The organism is Ralstonia sp. GX3-BWBA (assembly GCF_003290055.1).
GTDB classification, from domain to species: Bacteria; Pseudomonadota; Gammaproteobacteria; order Burkholderiales; family Burkholderiaceae; genus Ralstonia; species Ralstonia holmesii.
Map to the genome: position 1 here is coordinate 208779 of NZ_QMKS01000006.1, position 19553 is coordinate 228331.

General features: G+C 62.6%; 12 protein-coding genes. 4 read left to right on the forward strand and 8 right to left on the reverse strand.

Going from position 1 to position 19553, the window contains the following annotated elements; translation table 11 throughout:
* Positions 1-15: 15 nt before the first annotated feature.
* From DOD19_RS06040 to DOD19_RS06060, 5 genes are all read right to left on the reverse strand, one after another.
* Complete coding sequence (locus tag DOD19_RS06040) at positions 16-909, reverse strand: UDP-3-O-acyl N-acetylglycosamine deacetylase (RefSeq protein ID WP_009240836.1); 894 nt, start codon at positions 907-909, stop codon at positions 16-18.
* Positions 909-8579, reverse strand: coding sequence for a type I polyketide synthase (locus tag DOD19_RS06045; protein ID WP_112184579.1), 7671 nt, complete (start codon positions 8577-8579; stop codon positions 909-911). The genes DOD19_RS06040 and DOD19_RS06045 overlap by 1 nt, the downstream gene beginning before the upstream one ends.
* 75 nt (positions 8580-8654) lie before the next feature.
* Positions 8655-10232 (reverse strand): LTA synthase family protein, encoded by a 1578-nt coding sequence (locus tag DOD19_RS06050; protein ID WP_112184582.1) that lies wholly within the window; start codon positions 10230-10232, stop codon positions 8655-8657.
* A 6-nt stretch (positions 10233-10238) separates the two neighbouring features.
* Positions 10239-11024, reverse strand: a complete 786-nt coding sequence (locus DOD19_RS06055; protein ID WP_112184584.1) for an SDR family NAD(P)-dependent oxidoreductase — start codon at positions 11022-11024, stop codon at positions 10239-10241.
* On the reverse strand, positions 11017-12225 hold the full coding sequence (locus DOD19_RS06060; protein ID WP_112184586.1) for a capsular biosynthesis protein: 1209 nt from the start codon (positions 12223-12225) through the stop codon (positions 11017-11019). Before DOD19_RS06060 ends, DOD19_RS06055 begins: the two co-directional genes overlap by 8 nt.
* A 373-nt stretch (positions 12226-12598) precedes the next feature.
* Between DOD19_RS06060 and DOD19_RS06065 the strand changes: the two genes are divergently transcribed.
* From DOD19_RS06065 to DOD19_RS06080, 4 genes are all read left to right on the forward strand, one after another.
* Positions 12599-13765 (forward strand): hypothetical protein, encoded by a 1167-nt coding sequence (locus tag DOD19_RS06065; RefSeq protein WP_112184587.1) that lies wholly within the window; start codon positions 12599-12601, stop codon positions 13763-13765.
* A gap of 1 nt (position 13766) precedes the next feature.
* Positions 13767-14567 (forward strand): ABC transporter permease, encoded by an 801-nt coding sequence (locus tag DOD19_RS06070; protein ID WP_112184589.1) that lies wholly within the window; start codon positions 13767-13769, stop codon positions 14565-14567.
* Positions 14564-15217 (forward strand): ABC transporter ATP-binding protein, encoded by a 654-nt coding sequence (locus DOD19_RS06075; protein ID WP_112184591.1) that lies wholly within the window; start codon positions 14564-14566, stop codon positions 15215-15217. Before DOD19_RS06070 ends, DOD19_RS06075 begins: the two co-directional genes overlap by 4 nt.
* A gap of 164 nt (positions 15218-15381) precedes the next feature.
* Positions 15382-16677: a glycosyltransferase family 1 protein gene (locus DOD19_RS06080; protein WP_112184661.1), complete on the forward strand. Its 1296-nt coding sequence runs from the start codon at positions 15382-15384 to the stop codon at positions 16675-16677.
* 130 nt (positions 16678-16807) lie between these two features.
* On the opposite strand, the gene DOD19_RS06085 is transcribed toward DOD19_RS06080, so the two are convergent.
* From DOD19_RS06085 to DOD19_RS06095, 3 genes are all read right to left on the reverse strand, one after another.
* A complete protein-coding gene (locus DOD19_RS06085; protein WP_275426881.1) occupies positions 16808-17410 on the reverse strand; it encodes a CatB-related O-acetyltransferase in 603 nt (200 codons plus the stop codon).
* A 137-nt stretch (positions 17411-17547) separates the two neighbouring features.
* The gene (locus DOD19_RS06090) at positions 17548-18663 is read right to left on the reverse strand and encodes a glycosyltransferase family 1 protein (protein WP_112184595.1); all 1116 of its coding nucleotides are present in this window, start codon (positions 18661-18663) and stop codon (positions 17548-17550) included.
* Positions 18660-19553 carry an NAD-dependent epimerase/dehydratase family protein gene (locus DOD19_RS06095; RefSeq protein WP_112184597.1) on the reverse strand — a complete coding sequence of 298 codons (894 nt, stop codon included), beginning with the start codon at positions 19551-19553 and terminating at the stop codon, positions 18660-18662. Before DOD19_RS06095 ends, DOD19_RS06090 begins: the two co-directional genes overlap by 4 nt.

A 19553-nucleotide genomic window follows, 5' to 3' on the forward strand; every position in this document is an offset into this window, starting at 1 on the left:
CTGCGGATTCCTTCGTCAGTGTGTGGGGTATGCCCATTCCCAGGCATCGGGCCGGGCGAGCAGGGCGGCACAAAGCCGGTAATTCATTTCGTGGCTGGGGCGCAAGGCTGTGACCTTGCCTAACAGCGGCGCGCCCAGCAGAGCTAGGTCGCCGATTAGATCAAGCACGCGGTGCCGCACGAACTCCATCGGCAGGCGCATGCCGCCGATCACGCCGGAGCCGACAATGGTAGCGGTGCATGACGGCCTCGCGCCGCGCAGAATCGGTTGGCCCCGCAGATAGCCAAACAAGATGGCTGGCACCGCCCAGCGCAGGCGGCCATATGAGCGCGATGGCGCGATGTCGGAAGCGAACGAAACGGGGTCGATGATGCCCTGCCAGTTCATCTCGCCGAACCCCTTGAGGTCGTTGGTTACGGACATCGCATAGTGGTCGGCCGGTTCGATGATCGTGCGATGCATGCCGCCATCTTCCACAGCAACCGTCTTGAGAATCCGCAGGAAGCGCTTGGGTGCATCCAGCGGGAGGCGTCCACAGGCCTCGATCGCCTGCAGCCAGGGCTGTGCGCTGCCATCCAGGATCGGCACCTCTTCGGCATCGATCTCGACGGTGGCGTGGTCGATCTGGCATGCCAGCAAAGCTGCCAGCAGGTGTTCGACGGTGCGCACGCGCCAGCCATCGGCATTCTGGAGTGCCGTGCACAACGGCTGCCCCAGGCGCAGCGCCGCAGAGGCGGGCAGTAATGCAAGCTGCTGGCCGCCGCGCATGCGCCGGAACACGATGCCGTGCCCGACGCGCTCAGGATGCACGCGGACATTGACGCGCTTGCCGGTGTGCAGCCCGCGGCCGTACAGCCGCAGCTCGCGCGCCAGTGTTCCCTGATTGCTTGCCCAGCCCGGCGCGGTCATCACGAGGTCGTCTCAGTGAGGACATCTGCGACTGCTCGGTTGGCGGTCATTTCGCGTGCCATGCGTTGCAGTTCGTCGCTGCTGATTTCCGAGCCATGGATGGCCGACAGTGAGGCCAATTGCTGCTCGACATCACTTGCAGCGCCTGCTTCCTGGCCGTCGGTTGCGCCGGCGCGCACCGATTCAGCTATCTTCTGCGCGAGCGAGCGCACGGTCGCACCTTCGGCCAACATCATCACCGGCAGCTTGACCTCGAAGCACTCCTCAATTGCCATGCCGAGCTCCATGCCCATCAGCGAGTCCATGCCCAGATCGGTCACTGAGCGATCAGGATCGACCTTGGCGGCAGATAGGTGGAGGATCCGAGCGATCTGTGCCTGCAGTGTCTCGATCACCAGTTGCACGGCTTCGGCGGAGTCAAGCGCGCGGATCTCGGCTTGCATGCTGGCGCCATCGGCGCGCTGCGTTTCCTGTCCGATGCCGCCCCGCATGTCGAGATAGCGCAGCGAGCGTGCGGCTGGCATGACGCGCGAGATGGACTTCCAGTCGAGCCACAGTAGCGCTTCGCCGGCATGGCCGCACTGCAGCACCTGTTCGAGCGCGGTCATCGCCTGTGCAGAGGTGATTGCGCGGCCGCCAATGCGGGCCTGCAACGCCTCCAGTGTTTGGGCATTGCGGGCGAGGAAGCCCACGTCCTCGAGTGGGCCCCAAGCCATGTAGGTGCCCGGCAGGCCTTGCGCGCGGCGCTGGTGAATCAGCGCCTCAAGGAAGGCGTTGGCGGCCACGTAGTTGGACTGCCCGGGGTTGCCCAGGAAGGTGGTGGCCGACGAATACACCACGAAAAAGTCCAGGGCGAGTTCGCGCGTGGCCTGATGCAGGTTCCAGGCACCGGCAACCTTGGGCGCCAGTACGTCGCGCATCTTGGCGTCGTCCAGGTTGGCGATCAGGCCGTCGGCAATGGTCATTGCCGAATGCACGAGCCCCTTCAGCGGCGTGCCGCTGCGGCCCAGTCCGTCGACCAGCGCGCGCACCGCCGCGCCATTATTGAGGTCGCACGACACGACCGCCGTATCTACCTGGAGCGTGTCGCGCCAGTGCGCCGCTTCCTCGGCCAGTTCGGGCGCGAGCGTGCCGCGCCGGCTGGCCAGCACCAGATGACGTGCGCCGCGCTCGACCAGCCAGCGTGCCGTGGCGAAGCCCAGACCGCCGGTGCCGCCCGCAACCAGATAGGCGGCCGACGGATCCAGCGCGAGATGCGATGCGCTGGCGGCCTGCGGTGCGGGCACCCCGCCGGCGAAGGTGACCACGATCTTGCCGATCTGGCGGGCCTGCTGCATGTAGCGGAAGGCTTCCTCGATGCGTGCGGCAGGGAACGCGCGGTAGGGCAGCGGATCGAGCACGCCCTGATCGAGCAGCGCCATCACCTGGGCGAACAGGGATGCGGTGAGCTGCGGCGACGCATCCATCAACTGGTCGGCGTCGATGCCGAAATAGCTGATGTTGTTGCGGAACGGGCGCAGGCCGATACGGCTGTTCTCGTAGAAATCGCGCTTGCCGAGCTCGAGGAAGCGACCGAACGGACGTAGCACGTCGATGCTGCGCACCATCGCCTCGCCGGCGAGCGAGTTGAGCACGACATCGACACCTTCGCCTCCGGTCGCGCGCCGGATCTCGTCGGCGAATGCCAGGCTGCGTGAGTCGAACACGCGGCTTGCGCCGAGCAGGCGTACAAACTCGCGCTTTTCATTGCTACTTGCGGTGGCGAATACTTCGGCACCGAGGTGGCGTGCCAACTGGATTGCAGCGATGCCGACACCGCCGGCCGCGCCATGCACCAGTACGCGCTCGCCCTTGCGAATGCGCGCCAGTTCGTTTAGCCCGTAATAGGCGGTGAAGAACGTGGTCGGGATCGTGGCGGCTTCCTCAAAGCTCAGCCGCGCGGGTTTGTGTGCCAGCGCCGTCGCGCGGGTACGCAACCGGCTCGCATAACACGCGGGGGCAAAACCGAGCACCAGATCGCCGCTGGCGAAATTTGCGACCGCACTGCCCACACGCGTGACGCGGCCGGAGAACTCCATGCCGATGGTCGGACCGGCAAAACCGTTCTCGACGGCTTCGTCAGACAACAGGCCCATCGCGTACATCACGTCACGGAAATTCAGGCCCGCGGCCATCGGCTCCACTTCGACTTCGTCGGGTTCCAGCTCGAACTCGGGCAGCGGGAACCACTGCAGGTGACTCAGTGAGCCCGGCGATTCAAAGCCGAGCACAGCGGGTATGGCCGATGCACCTGCGGCGGCCCGTGTGGCCTGTTCGCGCAGCTCGCTCACTTCGGCGGTCAGCATGCGCGGCACGTAGCGTTCTTCGAGGCCGAGCACGACTTCATCTTCCGCATCGGCACATAGCAGCTCACGGCTGAGCGCCGGTACTGGCTGCGTCTCGCGTGGATCGATATCGATGAGCCTGCAATGCAGTTCGGCGTGCTCGTTCATCAGCACGCGGCCCAGACCCCACAGGGTGGCCTGCGACGGCTGCAGCGCCGTTGCTGGCGTGCCGGGCGCAGCCAGCGGCGCGCCGCCGCAGGTGACGATCGACAGTTGCGCGCTGGCGCGCTTGCCGTTCAAGCCGCGCACTAAACGTGCAAGCGCGACTGAAGTCGGCTCTTGCGCCTGCATCAGCGTGCCCGCGTCGGCGCTATCGTCAAGCCTTGGCGCGTCTGCAGCAAGGAAGACGATCTGGCACGGTGCTCCCGCTTCGTCCAGTGCGGCATGCGCCAGCGCCGCTTCGGGGGACTCCACCAACGCAACGCGCGGGCTGCGGCTCGCCAGGCTTGCGCCAGCAAGGGCCTCTTCGAGCGCGGCAGCCAGCGTGGTGGCGAGTTCGGCCGGTGTGCCAGGACAGACCACCAGCCAGTTCGCCCCCAATTGCTCGGCGTTGCCGTCAATTCCTTCTGTGACGATCTCGCCGATATCGCGTGAATCAGCTTGACGTCCAAGCTGGCGGCGCGCCAGCAGCAGCGCCGGTGCGCCTTCAATCTGGAGATCAGCCTCGACGTGGCGGGCTGGTGACTGGAAGCCCTCGGCAAGCAGCATGGCTTCGATGGACTCGGCGGGGAGCAAATCCCCACGACCTGCGGACCACCATTCTGGCGACAAACCGAACACAATGTCGGAGAAGCGGCTTGCCTGGGCCTCGCTAAGCACCAGCAGTGCCCCAGGCGTCATCCACGTGCGCACGGCCGCCAGCAATCGATTCGGCTTGCCAGATGTGCGCAGCAGGTTATTGACCACCACCACATCGAACGTGTGGCTGCGTCCCGGCTCGACGGTCAACTCGGGCTGATCGCTCAGTTGTAGCGTCGCCGTGCGGATTAGCGGATGACGGCCGGTATCAAAGGCGCCGAGCTGCTCCGCGCTGCCGGCGATGGTGTACTCGCAGCGGCCCTGCAGGTGCGCGCCGATCGGCTCGAATAGATTGGCTTCCGGCGGGACGATTTCCAGAACCCGCATCGGGCGGCGCTGGGTCCATCTCTCGATGCACGCATCCAGGCTAGCACTGGCCATTGCGTTGACATGCGACCACGTCGGAGAGGCCTCGAACAGATGGTCCAGCAGGCTGTTGCGCGCCGGGGGCAGCACGGCGCCCGCTTCCAGCTCGCCGTTCAGAATGGCCGGCAGCGAGGCGCCGCAATGTGCCAGCAGCGTCAGCTCGGCAACATGGCTGGGCGACAGGGATAGCAGGCTCCGCCAGAGTTCTTCGATAGGCGGCAGCGTTTCGTCGCCCAGTGCCAGCACGCCGTCGCGGCGCACGAGGATGCCGTCTTCCAGCAACATGTCGACTAGCCGTGCGAGCAGTGCTGGATTCGCGCAGGCCGGCAGCTCGGCCTTGGCGCGGACGTGCAGCGCTTCGACGGCACGCAACGCGTAGGCCGCAGCCAGCACGTCGATCAGCGGCATGACTTCGGTGAGGTGCCTGTCGCGATGCGCGGCGTCTTCGGTGCCGGCGACCATGGTGGCTGCCGTGGCCAACAGGCTGGCCGGCGAAGGCGTCGCAGCCGCAGCGATCGCTTCGGTTGCCGGCTTGGCTTCCAGCGCAAAGACATAGCGCCCAGGTTTGCCGTGGCGACGGCGGATCAGATCTACGCGGCGGAAGCGGCATGCGGAGAGCTTCAGCACTGTATTGCCGCCGGCATCCAGGTATTGGAAATTGGCGACCAACGAATGCGGACTGCGGCGTTCGATCCGCGCCACCACGCGGGCCGGCACGCCGCCAAAGTAATCCATGCGGCCAAACTGCACCGGTACGTAGGCGGCCTGCTCAGCACTGGGCTTGCCGGCGGCCATCAGGGCCAGCAGCGGATGCAGGCCGCTGTCGAGCGCGCCAGGATGCATCGTGTAGCGATCCAGATGAGCCTGCTGCGAGGCGGGCGCTGCAAGCTCAGCGAGTGCAACGTCACCGTCGATGCGGACCGTTTGCACCCAGCGGAAGGCCTCGCCAAACTCCAAGCCGATCGCGAGTGCCGCCTGGTACAGCGTGCTGCCGGCAATGGGGGCCTGCTCTTCGAGCGCAGCCATGCTTTGCGGCTCGATGGCCGGCGCGGTCTGCGACGGGCCGCCGATCAGCAAGCGACCGGCCACATTGATGGTCCAGGGATCGTCGCTCACGCGTGGGCGCGTTTCGATCACGAAACCCGCAGTGCGCGGATCGAGCGTAAAGCGGAACAGTCGGCCCTGCTGCGGTTGGAATACCACCGGGGTGCGAATCTCCAGATTCTCCACCGCGCAAGTCACGGTACCGAAGTAGCTGCGCGCCGCAGCCAGCGCCATCTCCGCGTAACCCGCCCCAGGAAAGGTGACAGCCCCGTCCACCACGTGGCTGGCGAGCATGGGGAGCTTGACTGGGTCGATCTGGTTTTCCCAGGCTGCCGCGCAGTCCTTCAGCCGGTAGCCAAGCAGCGGGTGCTGGCGGTGGCGGTGGACCAGGTCGTAGCCTTCTGCGGTGATGGGTGCCCAGTAGGGCGTGCGCTGCCACGGATAGGTCGGCAGCACGACGTCGCGGTGTGCGTCGGGGTAGACGGTATTGCGATCCAGCCGCGCGCCGTGTGCGAGCGCCGTGCAGAACGCGTGGCGCAGATGGCTGCTCTGGTCGTGGTTGCGCTTGAGCGTTGGTAGGGCGCTGCCGTTCGCGCGAGCCGCCTCCAACGATTGCGATACGTAGGCGCGCAGGATCGAGTGGGGCCCGATTTCCAGGAACAGCCGCATGCCGCCATCGATCAGCTGGCGCGTGGCCGGCTCGAACTGGACAGGCTCGCGGATATTGCGCCACCAATAGCTGGCGTCCAGTTCGGCGCCCGACAGCGGCGTGCCGGTCACCGTTGAGACAAAAGTGCTGTGCGTTGCCCGCGGTTGCAGGCCTCGCAGACCTTCCACCACAACATCATGGATGGCATCCATTTGCCGACTGTGGAAGGCGTAGTCTAGATCGAGCATCTGGAAGAACTGATTTGCCTGCGCCAAATGCGCCTGCACGGCTTCCAGTGCCGTGAGGGGGCCGGCCAGCGTGACGGCGCCGGGGCTGTTGATGCCGGCGACTTCCAACACGTCGTCAAGGCCCAACGCGGCGATCAGTTCGCGCGCGGCCCCTTCCCCCACGCCTGCAGCGGCCATCTTGCCTTTGCCAGCGGTGAGCGCCTGGGCGCGGCTGCGAACCTTGATGACGCGCACGGCCTGCTCCATCGACAAGGCGCCCGCGGCATACGCCGCCGCGACTTCGCCCACGCTATGGCCATAGCATGCGTCAAAGCGCAGGCCCTGCTCGAGCAGCGATTGCACGATGCCCGCCTGTATGGCAAACAGCAGTGGCTGCGCGTTTTCCGTGCGCTGCAGCCACTCCGCGGTGGCGCCTGCACGCATCACATCGAGCAGCGATGCGCTGCCGTCGGCGCACCAGAAGGCATCGATCTGCTTTACGGTTGCGCAGAAGACACTGTCCTCCTGCAGCAGGCGCTGCCCCATGCCGGCCCACTGAGAGCCATTGCCGGAGAACACCAGCGCCAGCTTGCCGTCGTTGGCGACGGCCTCGCCCGTCACCACAGCGGGGCAGGTGTCGCCTTGCGCCAGCGCAGCCAGCGCCGCGATGCCATCTGCGGCAACGTCTGCAGCGTTAGATGGGTCGATGACGGCGCGGTAGCGTAAGGGCTGTCGGCGATGAGCCGTCGCGCCTGCCAGCGCCTGCCAGGACGTGCCTGCGCCGAGTTGGTCCCGATAGGCGGCGGCCAGCGCCTGCAGCGCTTCTTGCGAACGCGCGCTGAGCATCAACGGGGCGGGGCGGTTTTGCGCAACGCTGGTCGCCTTGCCGGCTTTTGCTGCTTTGGAAGGCGGCGCGGCTTCGCGCAGCAGAACGTGCGCATTGGTGCCGCCAAAACCAAACGAATTTACGCCGACAAGCAGGCGCTTGTCCTTGGCCGCCAACGGTGTGTAGCGATCGACCACACGCAGGTTGCCACCCGTGAAGTCGATATTGGGGTTCGGCGTGCGGAAGTGGATCGACGCTGGCACCGCGCGATGTTTCAGGCACAGGATTGCCTTGATCAGACCAGCCATGCCGGACGCCGTTTCCAGATGCCCGACATTGGTCTTGGCCGAGCCGATCAGCAACGGCGCATCGGGGCTGCGCAGCTTGCCAATCACGTCGATCAGCGCGCGCGTCTCGATCGGGTCTCCGACTGCGGTGCCGGTGCCGTGCGCCTCCAGATAGTCCACTTCGCGCGGATCGACCCCGGCGCGGGCGTACACGTTTTCCAGCAGCGCCGCTTGCGTGGCCGACGCCGGCACATTGATGCCGCCTTGCGAGTGGCCATCGGAGTTGACCCCCGACGACGCGATCACGGCATGGATGGTGTCACCGTCGGCCAGCGCCTTGGACAGCGACTTGAGCAGCACCAGCGCGCCGCCTTCGGCACGCACATAACCGTCGCCAGAAGCATCGAAAGCGCGGCAGCGGCCGGTGGGCGACAGCATCGAGGCTTTGGCGAAGCTGACAAAGGGGAACGGGTGCAGCAGCAGATTGACGCCGCCTGCCAACGCCGTTTCCACCTCTCCGGCTCTGATCGCGTTGCATGCCTGGTGCAGTGCCACCAGCGACGACGAGCATGCGGTGTCGATCGACATGCTCGGCCCGCGCAGGTCGAACAGATACGAGATGCGGTTGGAGGCGATGCTCAGCGTATTGCCGGTGGCGGAGTAGGCGTCCACCACGCTGAGGTCGTCGACGCCCCGGTCGCCATAGTCCTGCGCCGCCACCCCGACGAACACTGCGCAGTCCTGGCCGGCCATCTGTTGGGGGTGGTGCCCTGCATGTTCGAAGGCTTCCCAGGCCAGTTCGAGGAGCAGGCGCTGCTGAGGATCCATCTGCTGCGCTTCGCGCGGCGAGATACCAAAGAAATCGGCATCAAAGCCCGCGACGTTGTCGATGACGCCGGCCGCAAAAGTATAGCTCTTGCCAGGCTCACGCTTGGAGGGGTGTTGATAAAACTCGGTACTGAAGCGGTCCGCCGGCACTTCGGTCACGGCATCGGTTTCAGCAACCAGGAGCTTCCAATAATCCTCCGGGCTGTGAACACCGCCCGGAAACCGACACGACATTCCGACAATAGCTATTGCATCTTTCATCTTCTTAACCTGCTCGATTTCTGCGCTGCTTGCGGCTTCACGTTGCTATCTCTGGGCACACCAAGGTGGCAGAGACTACTGTTGTTGCTGCTGTTGGCTTTCAGTGCTCGCCGCGTTTGTTCTTGATGCCCCGGCATCCTGCGATGCCGGTAGCGGGGCGCTGATGCAATCGATCAGCAGTTGGCCCAACGATTCGGCATGTACCCGCATGCGCTTCTGCTGGCTTGGTGGCGCCGAGGCGGCATCACTGCGCCACAACAGATAGTCGCTATGGATGGGTAGATGGTCGGTCTGGCGATAAACCGCCGGGAGTGCCGGCACGTGGTCGCCATAGAAGCAGAGGATCGCGGGACGCTTGCGGGTAGCCAGATAGCGCGTCAACTGCCCGATCATGGCGTCCGCATTTGCGAGGTGGCGCAGGTAGGCGGTCAGGTCGTTCCAAGGCTTGCCTTCGCCAAACGCATGATAGGAAGCGGCCTCCCCGGGCGCCACGTGTTCCAGGTGCAGCGGCCCATGGTTCTCGATGGTCATCGCGAAGACGAACGCCGGCGAATCGCCGGCGGCCTCAAGTTCGACCTGAATGGCATCGGCCACCGCAAGGTCGGCCACGTAGGGACCCGCGCGCTGCGCCTTGTTGAAATGGCGGATATCGAGAAAGCGATCGAAATGCATTAGCGGCAGAACGCGGTGCCTGCCGAAGAAGTCTCCGTGGTACGGATGCATAGCCACCGTGCGGTAGTCCGCGCGCCGGAACCACCCCGCCAACGAAGTACACGGCTGGCGTATATAAGCATATGGGTAGAACCTGGCGTAGCCTTGCGCGCCAGAATCCAGCCCCGAGAGCACGGCAAATTCCGTGCGCATCGTGTTGGCGCCCCAGGCCGGCACTTCCAGTTGGCCGCACTGCACCGCTTCGGCGCAGGCTGCGTCAAAGTTCGGCAGCAGATCGGCGCGCACGGCGAGACCGAGCCGGCGCGCGTCGAAAAACGATTCGCTCTGGATGACGATGACGTCCGGCCGTACCGTTGGTTCCGCCGTGCGTGAGAACGGCCCATGGCTCATCGCTGTGCGCAGCGCTGCCGCAGTGGTGGGGCGCAGGCCGTTCAGCAAGTAGGCCACGAACACCGCGTAGAAGCCATGCTGGCGCTGGTCGGCATCGGGCTGCATTGTCAGCCGAAGCTCTCGCACGGCCCATGCGTGCAAAAGGAAGCTAGCCGCCGCGCCGGCCAGCAGCAGCCCCCGCGAGGCGCCCTGCAGCGGCATGCTCAGCACCAGCATCCCTACGAAGACCGCCACACCAAAGCCAAGCGCCAGCACGTTGGCAAAGCTGAGGAACGGCAGGTACATGCGCGGATGCCGGAACAACTGGCTGAACAGGCTTAAGTCCGAGAACACCAGTGGTTCGCGCAGCGACGCATACTTGGCGTTGCTGACCACGGCCAGCAATCCCGTCAGCGACACGGCCACGAACCCCGCGAACACCGGGCGTGCCGATACCGCCAGCGTCAGCAGGAACACCGTCGCCACCGAAAAACCATGCGTGGCAAGCGCCGCAGCGTTGCGCCGCCACGGCGGCGCGGAACGCGGCAAGGCGATGGCGTCCGGCAGGAACGACATCGCCAGGGCAAGCAGGAAAATGGCTGCGCCTGGCATGCTGCGTTAACGCTCTGCCCGGGGCAGGTAGGACAGCCGGTCCAGGATGCGGTCCCCCAGCCGTGGAGGCAGCAGTGGCAGCAGGCGCATACCCAGCGCCAGCAGCGCCGGAAATGCAATCTCCGCTCGCCCCGCATCCAGCTTGGCGCGGATGTGGCGAGCCGCCTTGTCAGCTGACCACAGGAAAGGCTTATCGCCGGGGAAGACGTCGCTCATCGCCGTCTTGACGAAGCCGGGAAAGACCAATGACAGGAGCACCCCGTCTGCGGCCAGCAACGGTCGCACCGATTCTCCATAAGCCTTGATTGCCGACTTGCTCGCGCAATAAGCCGGCGAGATGGCCATGCCGCGAATGGCCGCCAGCGAGCTGATCACCGCCACATGGCCACGCTTGCGTGCACGCAGGCGCGCAAGCACAGGCAGCAGCGTATGAAACGCCCCATAGAAGTTGGTGTCGAAGACCTCGCGTGTGCGCGCAAGGTCTTCCCAGTCGCTAGCTGAAGACAATGTATTTGCTACGCCAGCGTTTGCGATCAGCAGGTCGATCGGGTGCGCATCGTCGAATGCCGTCAGCCATGCGGCCACTGCCCCAGCGTCACGGACGTCCAATTGCGCAGTGATCACGGTGGCGCCGGCCTGCCGGCACTGCTCGGCGCAGGCTTCCAACCGCACTGCATCGCGCGCAACCAGCCCGAGCGTGACGCCGGGTGCCGCGTATGCGCGAGCCAGCGCCTGGCCAATGCCTGCGCTGGCTCCGGTGATGACAATGCAATGGGGGCGGCGGTCAGTCATGGGCCACAGCCTCCAACCGCTTCACCGCGCCGGCCGTGGCCATGGCGATGCCGGTGCGTGTGTAAAAGTCGCCGTTGATTTGCGTGTGGTGCACTAGGTAGTCAAGGAACACCTGGTACAAGGCCATGTCCGGTTCTTCCGCTTCTCGCCAGAACGTATCCAGGGTGCCCTGCCAGGTCATGCCTTCCATGTCGTAGATCGCCGTTCCCAATGCCTTGAGCGGTCGGCGGTGGTGCAGGGCAGACAGCCCGACCGTGCTGTTGACCACCACCACGCCACGCGCGTGATCGAGCAAGGTCGGCAGGTGGCCGGCATCGATGAACTCAAGGCGGTCTGCCATGCCGAGCGACTTTGCGGCTTTATTGGCGTAGTGGCGATACTCGATCAGCCCTGTGTCAAGCGGATGATTCTTGATGACCAGAAGCGCATCAGCAGGCGCATGCGCGGCGAACGAGGCAAGCACATGGTCAATCGCCTGCCGGATGCCATCGAACGGCGAGTGGGTCTGGATCTGGGAGTCCGAATTCAGTTGCAGCGGAAACAAGTAGTAGGGCAGCTTCTTTGCGAGCAGGCGCTCCGTCAGCCGTTCCGCTTCAACCCGATACTGGCGCTCCTGAAGCAGGCGCCGGGCCAGCCCCGCGTATTCGCGGTAGCCGTTATGGGGGCGATGGCTTTGGTAGTGCGGAAAACGGCTGGCGTACAAGGCATTTGCCATGCGGTAGCGGATGTCGTGGTAAGCGCGTTCGTAGAGGTTGTAGCCGGTGTTTTGGCCAGGAGCGTGACGCGGCGTTACTGCGCGGTGCTCGCGATACCACGCCGGGTCGCGCGGCAACCGCGAGCGACCATTCACGCCGTGCACTTCCATGGTAAGCCAATGAGGCCGGACATAACCTTCTTCGAATACGTTCACGCGAATATTATTTCGCTCGGCACTCGGATATACAGGCTGATGGATTTTCCTGCAATCCCCAAAGAGTAGGAGGTCGGTAAAGCTACCTGATTTGAGTAGGTCGGAATACCAGCCAGAAAGGGCATTTAGTTCACCCGTGTAATTGCACCCTCTCTCGATGCCGGTATAGGCGAGATCGCCCCCGCAGAAGTTCACCCGCTGCACATGGTGTCCGCGTGCGCTCAGAGCGGACAGCAGTTGGCGGAAGAAAGGCGATGCCGTGCCTTGCAGGGCGAGAAACGATCGGCGCATCTGTTGGGGCGTGCAGCAGCCTAAGTATCAGGGAAGAGGGGTGAGGCAGTCAGATCTGCAGGGCGAGGCAAAGCTCGCTTCGGTGACAGTCCGAGCAGGGCAGGAGGATACCCTAGGCGGCAATGTCTCGTAAGGGGATGCCTTGGAGGCGTTGTTAATCTGATGCGTTTGGCGGCGGCGCGCAATAGCGCCGTCATGAGGCCCTGGCTATAATCAACTCCCCTCAATTGAGGAATTGCGAGCACGTCATGCGGCCGTCATATTGAGGTGGTAACGCGCAGATAAGTCTGCGTTTATTGATGGATCGCCCGGCGTTGAGCGCGTGCTCAGCTTCAGGGTACCGGCCTGGCGCACTGCGTCGGGATGCACTGCATTGGAAAATACGTTGGATACGGTACTGAGAGAAGACACGGCCGCTGAGGCGACCAGAAGCAGAAGTGGGCTTTGGCAGCGTTTGAAACGCGTTAACCGGCTCTTTCTCGGCACTGTTGTTGTGCCAACCGCGCTCGCGACGCTCTACTTTGGCGTTGTTGCGTCCGATATCTACGTTTCTGAGTCGCGCTTTGTGGTGCGCAGCCCGCAGCGGCAGAGCCAGAGCGGCAGCCTGAGTGCGCTCTTGCAGGGCACCGGCTTCTCGCGGGCGCAGGATGACACCTATCCGGTGATCGATTACATCGAATCGCGCGATGCCCTGGGCGAGCTGAACCGAAACAACTATATCCTCGACGCCTACGGCAACCACGGCGACATCCTGAGCCGGTTCCTGCGGCAGTTCGACGATAGTTTTGAAGCGCTCTGGAAGTACTACAACAAGCGCGTGGTCACGGTGGAGTTCGACTCCACCTCCGCGATCACCACGCTGCAGGTGCGCTCGTTCACCTCGCAGGATGCGATCAAGATCAATGAGTCTCTGCTGGAACTGAGTGAGCACTTGATCAACCGCATGAACGAGCGCGCGGCGAAAGACATGGTGCAGTTCGCGCGCGGCGAGGTCGACGCGGCTGCGGCCAAAGCCAAGGATGCGGCGGCAGCGCTGGCGACCTATCGTAAATCGAACACCGTGTTCGACCCCGACAGGCAGTCGGCCTTGCAATTGCAGCAGGTAACTACGCTGCAGGCGCAACTGTTCAGTGCGCAGACGCAGCTGTCCCAGCTACAAGCCATTGCGCCACAGAATCCGCAGATTCCGGTGCTGAAGACCAATATTGCCGCAGTAGAAAAACAAATCCAGGAAGCAACGGGCGGTGTGACGGGTGGCAAGGGGTCGCTGTCGGACAAGGCCGCCAACTACACCCGACTTCAGCTCGACTCGCAGTTTGCCGACAAACAGTTGGCATCGGCGATGGCGGCGCTGGAGAATGCTCGGGCTGAAGCGCAACGTAAGCAGCTGTACCTGGAGCGTTTGGTGCAGCCGAATCAGCCGGATGTGGCCGTCGAGCCAAGGCGGTTGAAGCGGATTTTTGAGGTATTCGCTCTCGGCATGATTGCGTGGGGCGTTCTGAGCCTGCTGGTTACAGGTGTGCGCGAGCATCACGACTGAGATGAGCGCAGTCCATCACGAAACACCTTTCTTGAGGTCTCTGCAAATTCAGTTGCGCGTCGTTGGCGCATTGTTGATGCGGGAGATCATTACCCGTTATGGTCGCCACAATATTGGCTTCCTATGGGTGTTCTTCGAGCCGATGATGTTCACGCTTGGTGTGACTACGCTGTGGACGTTGACGAAGGCGACCCATGGCTCGAATCTTCCAATCACTGCTTTCGCGGTAACGGGCTACTCGTCAGTGTTGCTCTGGCGAAACTGCGCAAACCGCTGTGCATTGGCAATCACGCCCAATCTTAGCCTTCTCTACCACCGCAATGTACGGGTGATCGATCTGTTCTTTGCCCGTCTGCTGCTTGAGATTTCAGGTGCGACGATTTCTGCGGTGGTTCTGACGACCTTCTTCGTGATCGTAGGTCTGATGGAGGCGCCACAGAATCTATCGCTGGTGCTTGGCGGCTGGATCTTTCTCGCTTTCTTCGGCTGTGGCTTGGGTCTGATCATAGGTGCGCTTAGCGAACGTAGCGAGGCAATCGATCGGCTTTGGCACACTATTGCTTACCTTCTGTTCCCGTTGTCGGGAGCACTGTTTATGGTTGAATGGCTGCCGGCCGGTGCTCAGAAGTTGATCATGCTGCTGCCGATGGTCCATGGCGTCGAGATGCTCCGCGCCGGCTACTTCGGATCACTTGTGAAACCCCACTACGACGTTGAGTTCATGGTGATCGCGGATCTGGTCCTCTTGTTCCTTGGGCTCTTGTTGACCCGTGATGCCAGTAAGCGGGTTGAACCAGAATGATCCGGCTTCAAAACGTCTGCAAGGATTATCACACCCGTCAGGGCCGCCGCCGCGTGTTACATAGCATCAACTTAAGCGTGGCCCGTGGCGAGAAGATCGGTATCCTTGGCCGCAATGGAGCGGGCAAGTCCACCATGATCAGGATGATCAGTGGCGCGGAATTGCCGACCTCCGGCAAGGTCGTGCGCGAGATGAGTGTCTCTTGGCCGCTTGCCTTTGGTGGCGCGTTCCAGGGCAGCCTGACAGGAATGGACAATCTGCGCTTTATTTGCCGCGTATATGGCGCAGACGCTAAGGCGGCTGAGCCTTTTGTCCAGGAGTTCTCCGAACTCGGTTACTACCTGCGCGAGCCCGTCAAAAGTTATTCTGCGGGTATGCGCGCTCGCTTGGCCTTCGCTATCTCGATGGCAATCGAGTTCGATTGTTTCCTGATCGATGAAATCGTAGCGGTGGGCGACAGCCGCTTCCACGCCAAGTGTCATCAGGAGCTGTTCGAGCATCGCCGCGATCGCGCACTGATCATCGTCAGCCACGATCCCAACTACATCCGCGAGCACTGTGATCGCGCAGCCGTTCTGCTCCAAGGTAAGCTGCATACTTTCGACCAGATCGACGACGCGTATACTTTTTACCAGGAAAGTGCTGGCTAGCCTGGTCACGCCATTCGCTTAAGACAAACTCTGGCTGTTTTATTCCCTCCCCAACTGTCTCCCACAAGCGGGAGAGGAGATTGGAAGAGGGGGTATCACCCGCTTAAGTGAATGGCATTACGGCTAAGTTGGTGTTTTTTCTCTCTTCGGTAAGACAGGACTCCATGATTCGCCGTCGCAGCCTTCTTGAAACCTACCTGTTGCTGCGATTGGCTCAATGGTGGCCACATCGGTGGGTGAACGCCGCCCGGGTTGCCGTCCAGTCTCGCACCGCCAGCAAGGCAGCGCCAGCATCGGACGGTAGACCACGGCAACTGCTGGTGGATGTATCCATCATCGCCCGCAATGACGCAGGCAGTGGTATACAGCGTGTAGTGCGGGCACTGCTGCTGTGCGTACTCCAATCGCCTCCCGATGGGTTTGTAGTGCGCCCGGTGCAGGCTACCCGCAAGCAGGGCTATCGTTATGCCGACAACTATCTTGTCAAGCTGAGCGGACAACCACGCTCCGACTCCTCAGATAGTGAGGTGGTTCAGGTCGCTGCAGGCGACGTGTTCCTTGGGCTGGATCTGACCAGTCGCATTTTGCCCCGGCGGCAGAGTGAACTGCTGCGCTGGCGCCAGCAGGGCGTCAAGCTGGTCGTCGTGGTGTATGACCTGTTGCCGGTACTGCATCCTGACTGGTTTACGCCGATTGCACGTAAGGCCTTCCCGCGCTGGCTGGCGACGCTGGCTGTGCATGCTGATGCATTGTTTTGCATCTCGGCATTAGTGGCAAAGCAGGCGGATGATTGGCTGCACCGGCAATACTGCTTGCCGCCGGCCACTTTGCCAACGCGGTGGTTTCACCTAGGGGCCGATTTGGCCGCCAGCCAGTCGCCGTCCAACCAGGGAAAAAACCCCAGGTACGCGCAGTTTGAAGAGGGCTCGGGCCCCGTCATCTTGATGGTGGGGACGATCGAACCGCGCAAAGGCCATGCGCAAGTGCTGGACGCGCTGGACATCCTGTGGGAGCAGGGTGGGAATGTGAAGCTGGTCATTGTTGGCAAGCCGGGCTGGCATATGGAGGCGATGGCTGCCCGCTTGCGGCAGCACCCCGAGGCCGGTAAACGCCTGATTTGGCTAGAGCGGGCAGGCGATGCTGAGTTGAGCCACCTCTATTGCCGTTCAAATGGTCTGGTGATGGCGTCCGAGGCCGAGGGCTTTGGGCTGCCTCTGGTGGAAGCTGCACAACATGGCATACCGCTACTTGTGCGCGATATTGAAGTATTTCGGGAAATAGCTGGCGCCCATGCCAGCTATTTTGCCGCCGGCACAGGTGCTGAACTTGCTCCTGTGCTCGCGCGCTGGCTCGATCAGCTACAGGCGGGTAGTGCACCCGATAGCCGGTCCATGCCGTGGCTCACGTGGTCCGAAAGTGCCATGCAGCTCAAAAAATTGCTGGCCACCTTGCCCTGGTAAGCGAGTTAAGCTCGCATGGTCTCGGCTTTGGACAAAGCGGCATCTCTCTCGGCTGCAGCGACATGCGTTGCATCACTGCATAAGCTCGCCGTCGTTGGTCAGGTTTGCGCCGCCAACGTGCACATGAATGTCAGGTTGCAGGCTGGTGTACGGATGAACAAGGACTTGATACTCCTCGCTTTTCCCCTGCAAAGGCCAAGAGTGCATCAAGATCGCCAGAACACAGATATTCTGCAGCTTCTTCAATGTGTTCTCGTGGCCAATTCCACCAGCCGAGTTTCAATAGTTGTTCAATCTGCGGCTCGCTAAAGCGCTTTCTGATTAATTTTGCCGGGTTACCTGCAACAATGGCGTAAGGCGGCACATCACTCGCGACAACAGTACGGGCCCCGATGACTGCGCCATCTCCAATCTTAACTCCGGACAAAATTGTTGCACCATGACCGATCCATACATCGTTCCCAATTGTCGTTGTTTCAGCGTCATCGCCACAATCGGCGGACCAGTCCTCAAATGATCCCTTACCCAAATAGAGCTTCAGAGGATGCATTGTCAGATAGCCCATGGGATGGTTGCCGCCGGCAAAAATAGTCACGTCGTGCGCGAGGCAGCAATAGTTGCCAATGACTATTCGATTATTCGCATGATGTGGGCGGATAATTGGCGGAGAGGACGCATAGGTGCCTTTACCTATCGAAACCCTGATATCTTCTGAAACTAAATCACTGATCATATAAAGTCGGCTCCGTTGGCTGAGTGGCTCAGTGTGACCCTGCAAACGCAGGAGCTCGGCGAAGAGCATGAGATAAGACGGACTTCACTGGCGGTTCGATAACACCTCGCCCGCACGGTACATCATCGCGCCACCCATCACGCGAACTGCTGGCACACCTCCAGCGTACTCGCCGCACAGCGGGCCCAACTGTGCTGCTGGGCCACTTGCAGTCCGCGTTCCACGGCCTGCGCGCGCCATGCTTCGTCGGACAAGACCTTGGCGATCCCTTCACACAGCGCGGCGTGATCATCCGGCTGCACCAACCAAGCGGCGCCGTCGGCGACCTCCGGCAGCGACGAGCAATCGGACGTCAGCGTCGGTACGCCACTGGCAAGGGCTTCCAATACGGGAAGGCCGAAGCCTTCATACACCGAAGGGTACAGGAAGGCCCGCGCACCAGCGTACAGCAAGGGAAGGACGGGCTCAGGCACGAAGCCCAGGTAGTGCAGCCATCCCTCGCTCTGGCCGCGCGCAATCTGCTCCTGCAAACCGTCGCTCAGCCAGCCCTTGCTGCCTGCCAGCACAAGCGGACAGCTCTCGCGCAATGCCGAGGGCAGGGTGCCGTAGGCAGTGAGCAGGCGGTCGACGCGCTTGCGCGGCTCCAGTGTTGAGACGCAAAGCGCATAGGCTCCCGGCGCCAAGCCATACTGCTCTAGCGCCGCACGCAGTTCTGCGTGCGGACGCGGCCCGAATTCGGTCGGCACCCCAAGCCTGATTGCGGTGACCTTGTCACGCGGCCAGCCAAAGTATTCCACCACCTCTGCACGAACCGCCTCGGAATCGGTGATCAGATGTGCAGCCCGCTTCAGCGTGGAAGCAAAGCCTTGCTCGAAATGCCGCAAGCGCTCCGCCGGATGGGTCTCGGGGTACTTGAATACGGACAGGTCGTGCACCGTGACGATGCCGCCATCCACCGCATCGGGAAGGAAATAGTTTGGCGAATGAAATACATGGCTTCGCATTTGGCGCCGCATGTTCCAGCGGCGCCAACTGGCAGGCATGCGGGGCAGCAAGCCTTTGCGCCGACGCGGCTGCGCTGTGGCAGGCTGTAGCAGCGAGGCAGGATCCTTCACCCAGCGGCCGGCAAAGAAGAAGCGCGCCTGGTCCAGTCCGATTTGCGGCAGGGTGTAGTGCCTGGCCAGTTCCCACGTGTAGCGACCGATGCCCGTCAATGGTGGCACGATCGCATCCACCGCAAGGATCAGCTTCATTCTTCGGCTTCCAGCATCCACTGCAGTGTGTCGCGCAACGCAATGGTGGGCTGCGCGCCAATGGCCTCACGCAACTTGGCGTTGCTACCGATCAGCGTGTGCACTTCGTTGGCGCGTACAAAGGCCATGTTCACCTTGATCTCCGGCTGGTATCCGGCGAGATCGCTCATCATGGCCAGCACATCCTTCAATGCATAGCCAGTACCCGAACAGACATTGAAGGTCTGGCCCGCGAATCGCTCGTCGAGCAAGCGCCCATAGGCGGCCACAACGCTGCGCACATCGGAGAAATCGCGGACGACGTGCAGATTCCCCAGTTCTAGGACAGGCTTGCGCTCACGGAAGTGGGAGACGATCTTCGGCAGCAGGAAGTTGGGCGACTGTCCGACACCTGTGTAGTTGAACGGCCTCACGATGGTGATTGGCAGCTTGTCTTCCCACAGCCTGGCCATGTACTCCATGGCCAGCTTGCTGACCGCGTAGTCATTGGCAGGCGCAGCGGGAGTGGACTCGTCAATCACCTCGCGGTCTGCATTGCCGTAGATGTTGGCGCTGCTGGCCAGCAGTACGGATTTTGGCCGACAGCCCGACGTATGGATGGCATCCAGCAGATTGCGGGTGCCCACCACATTGGTCTCGTAGATTGCCCGGGCGTCGCCATGGGCAACAAACGCAATGGCGGCGAGGTGCACCACCGCCTCGGGCTGCTCTCGGGCGAGCACCTCCGTCAGTGCCGTGCGGTCAAGCAGGTCGCACACATGCACACGCACCGACGCCTCGGGCGCCGATGTGTGTGCTAGGCCGCAGACTTCGTGACCGGCATTCAGCAACTCCTTGAGCAAGTGCTGCCCGGTGAAGCCGCGAACGCCGGTAATCAGGACCTTTGCCAT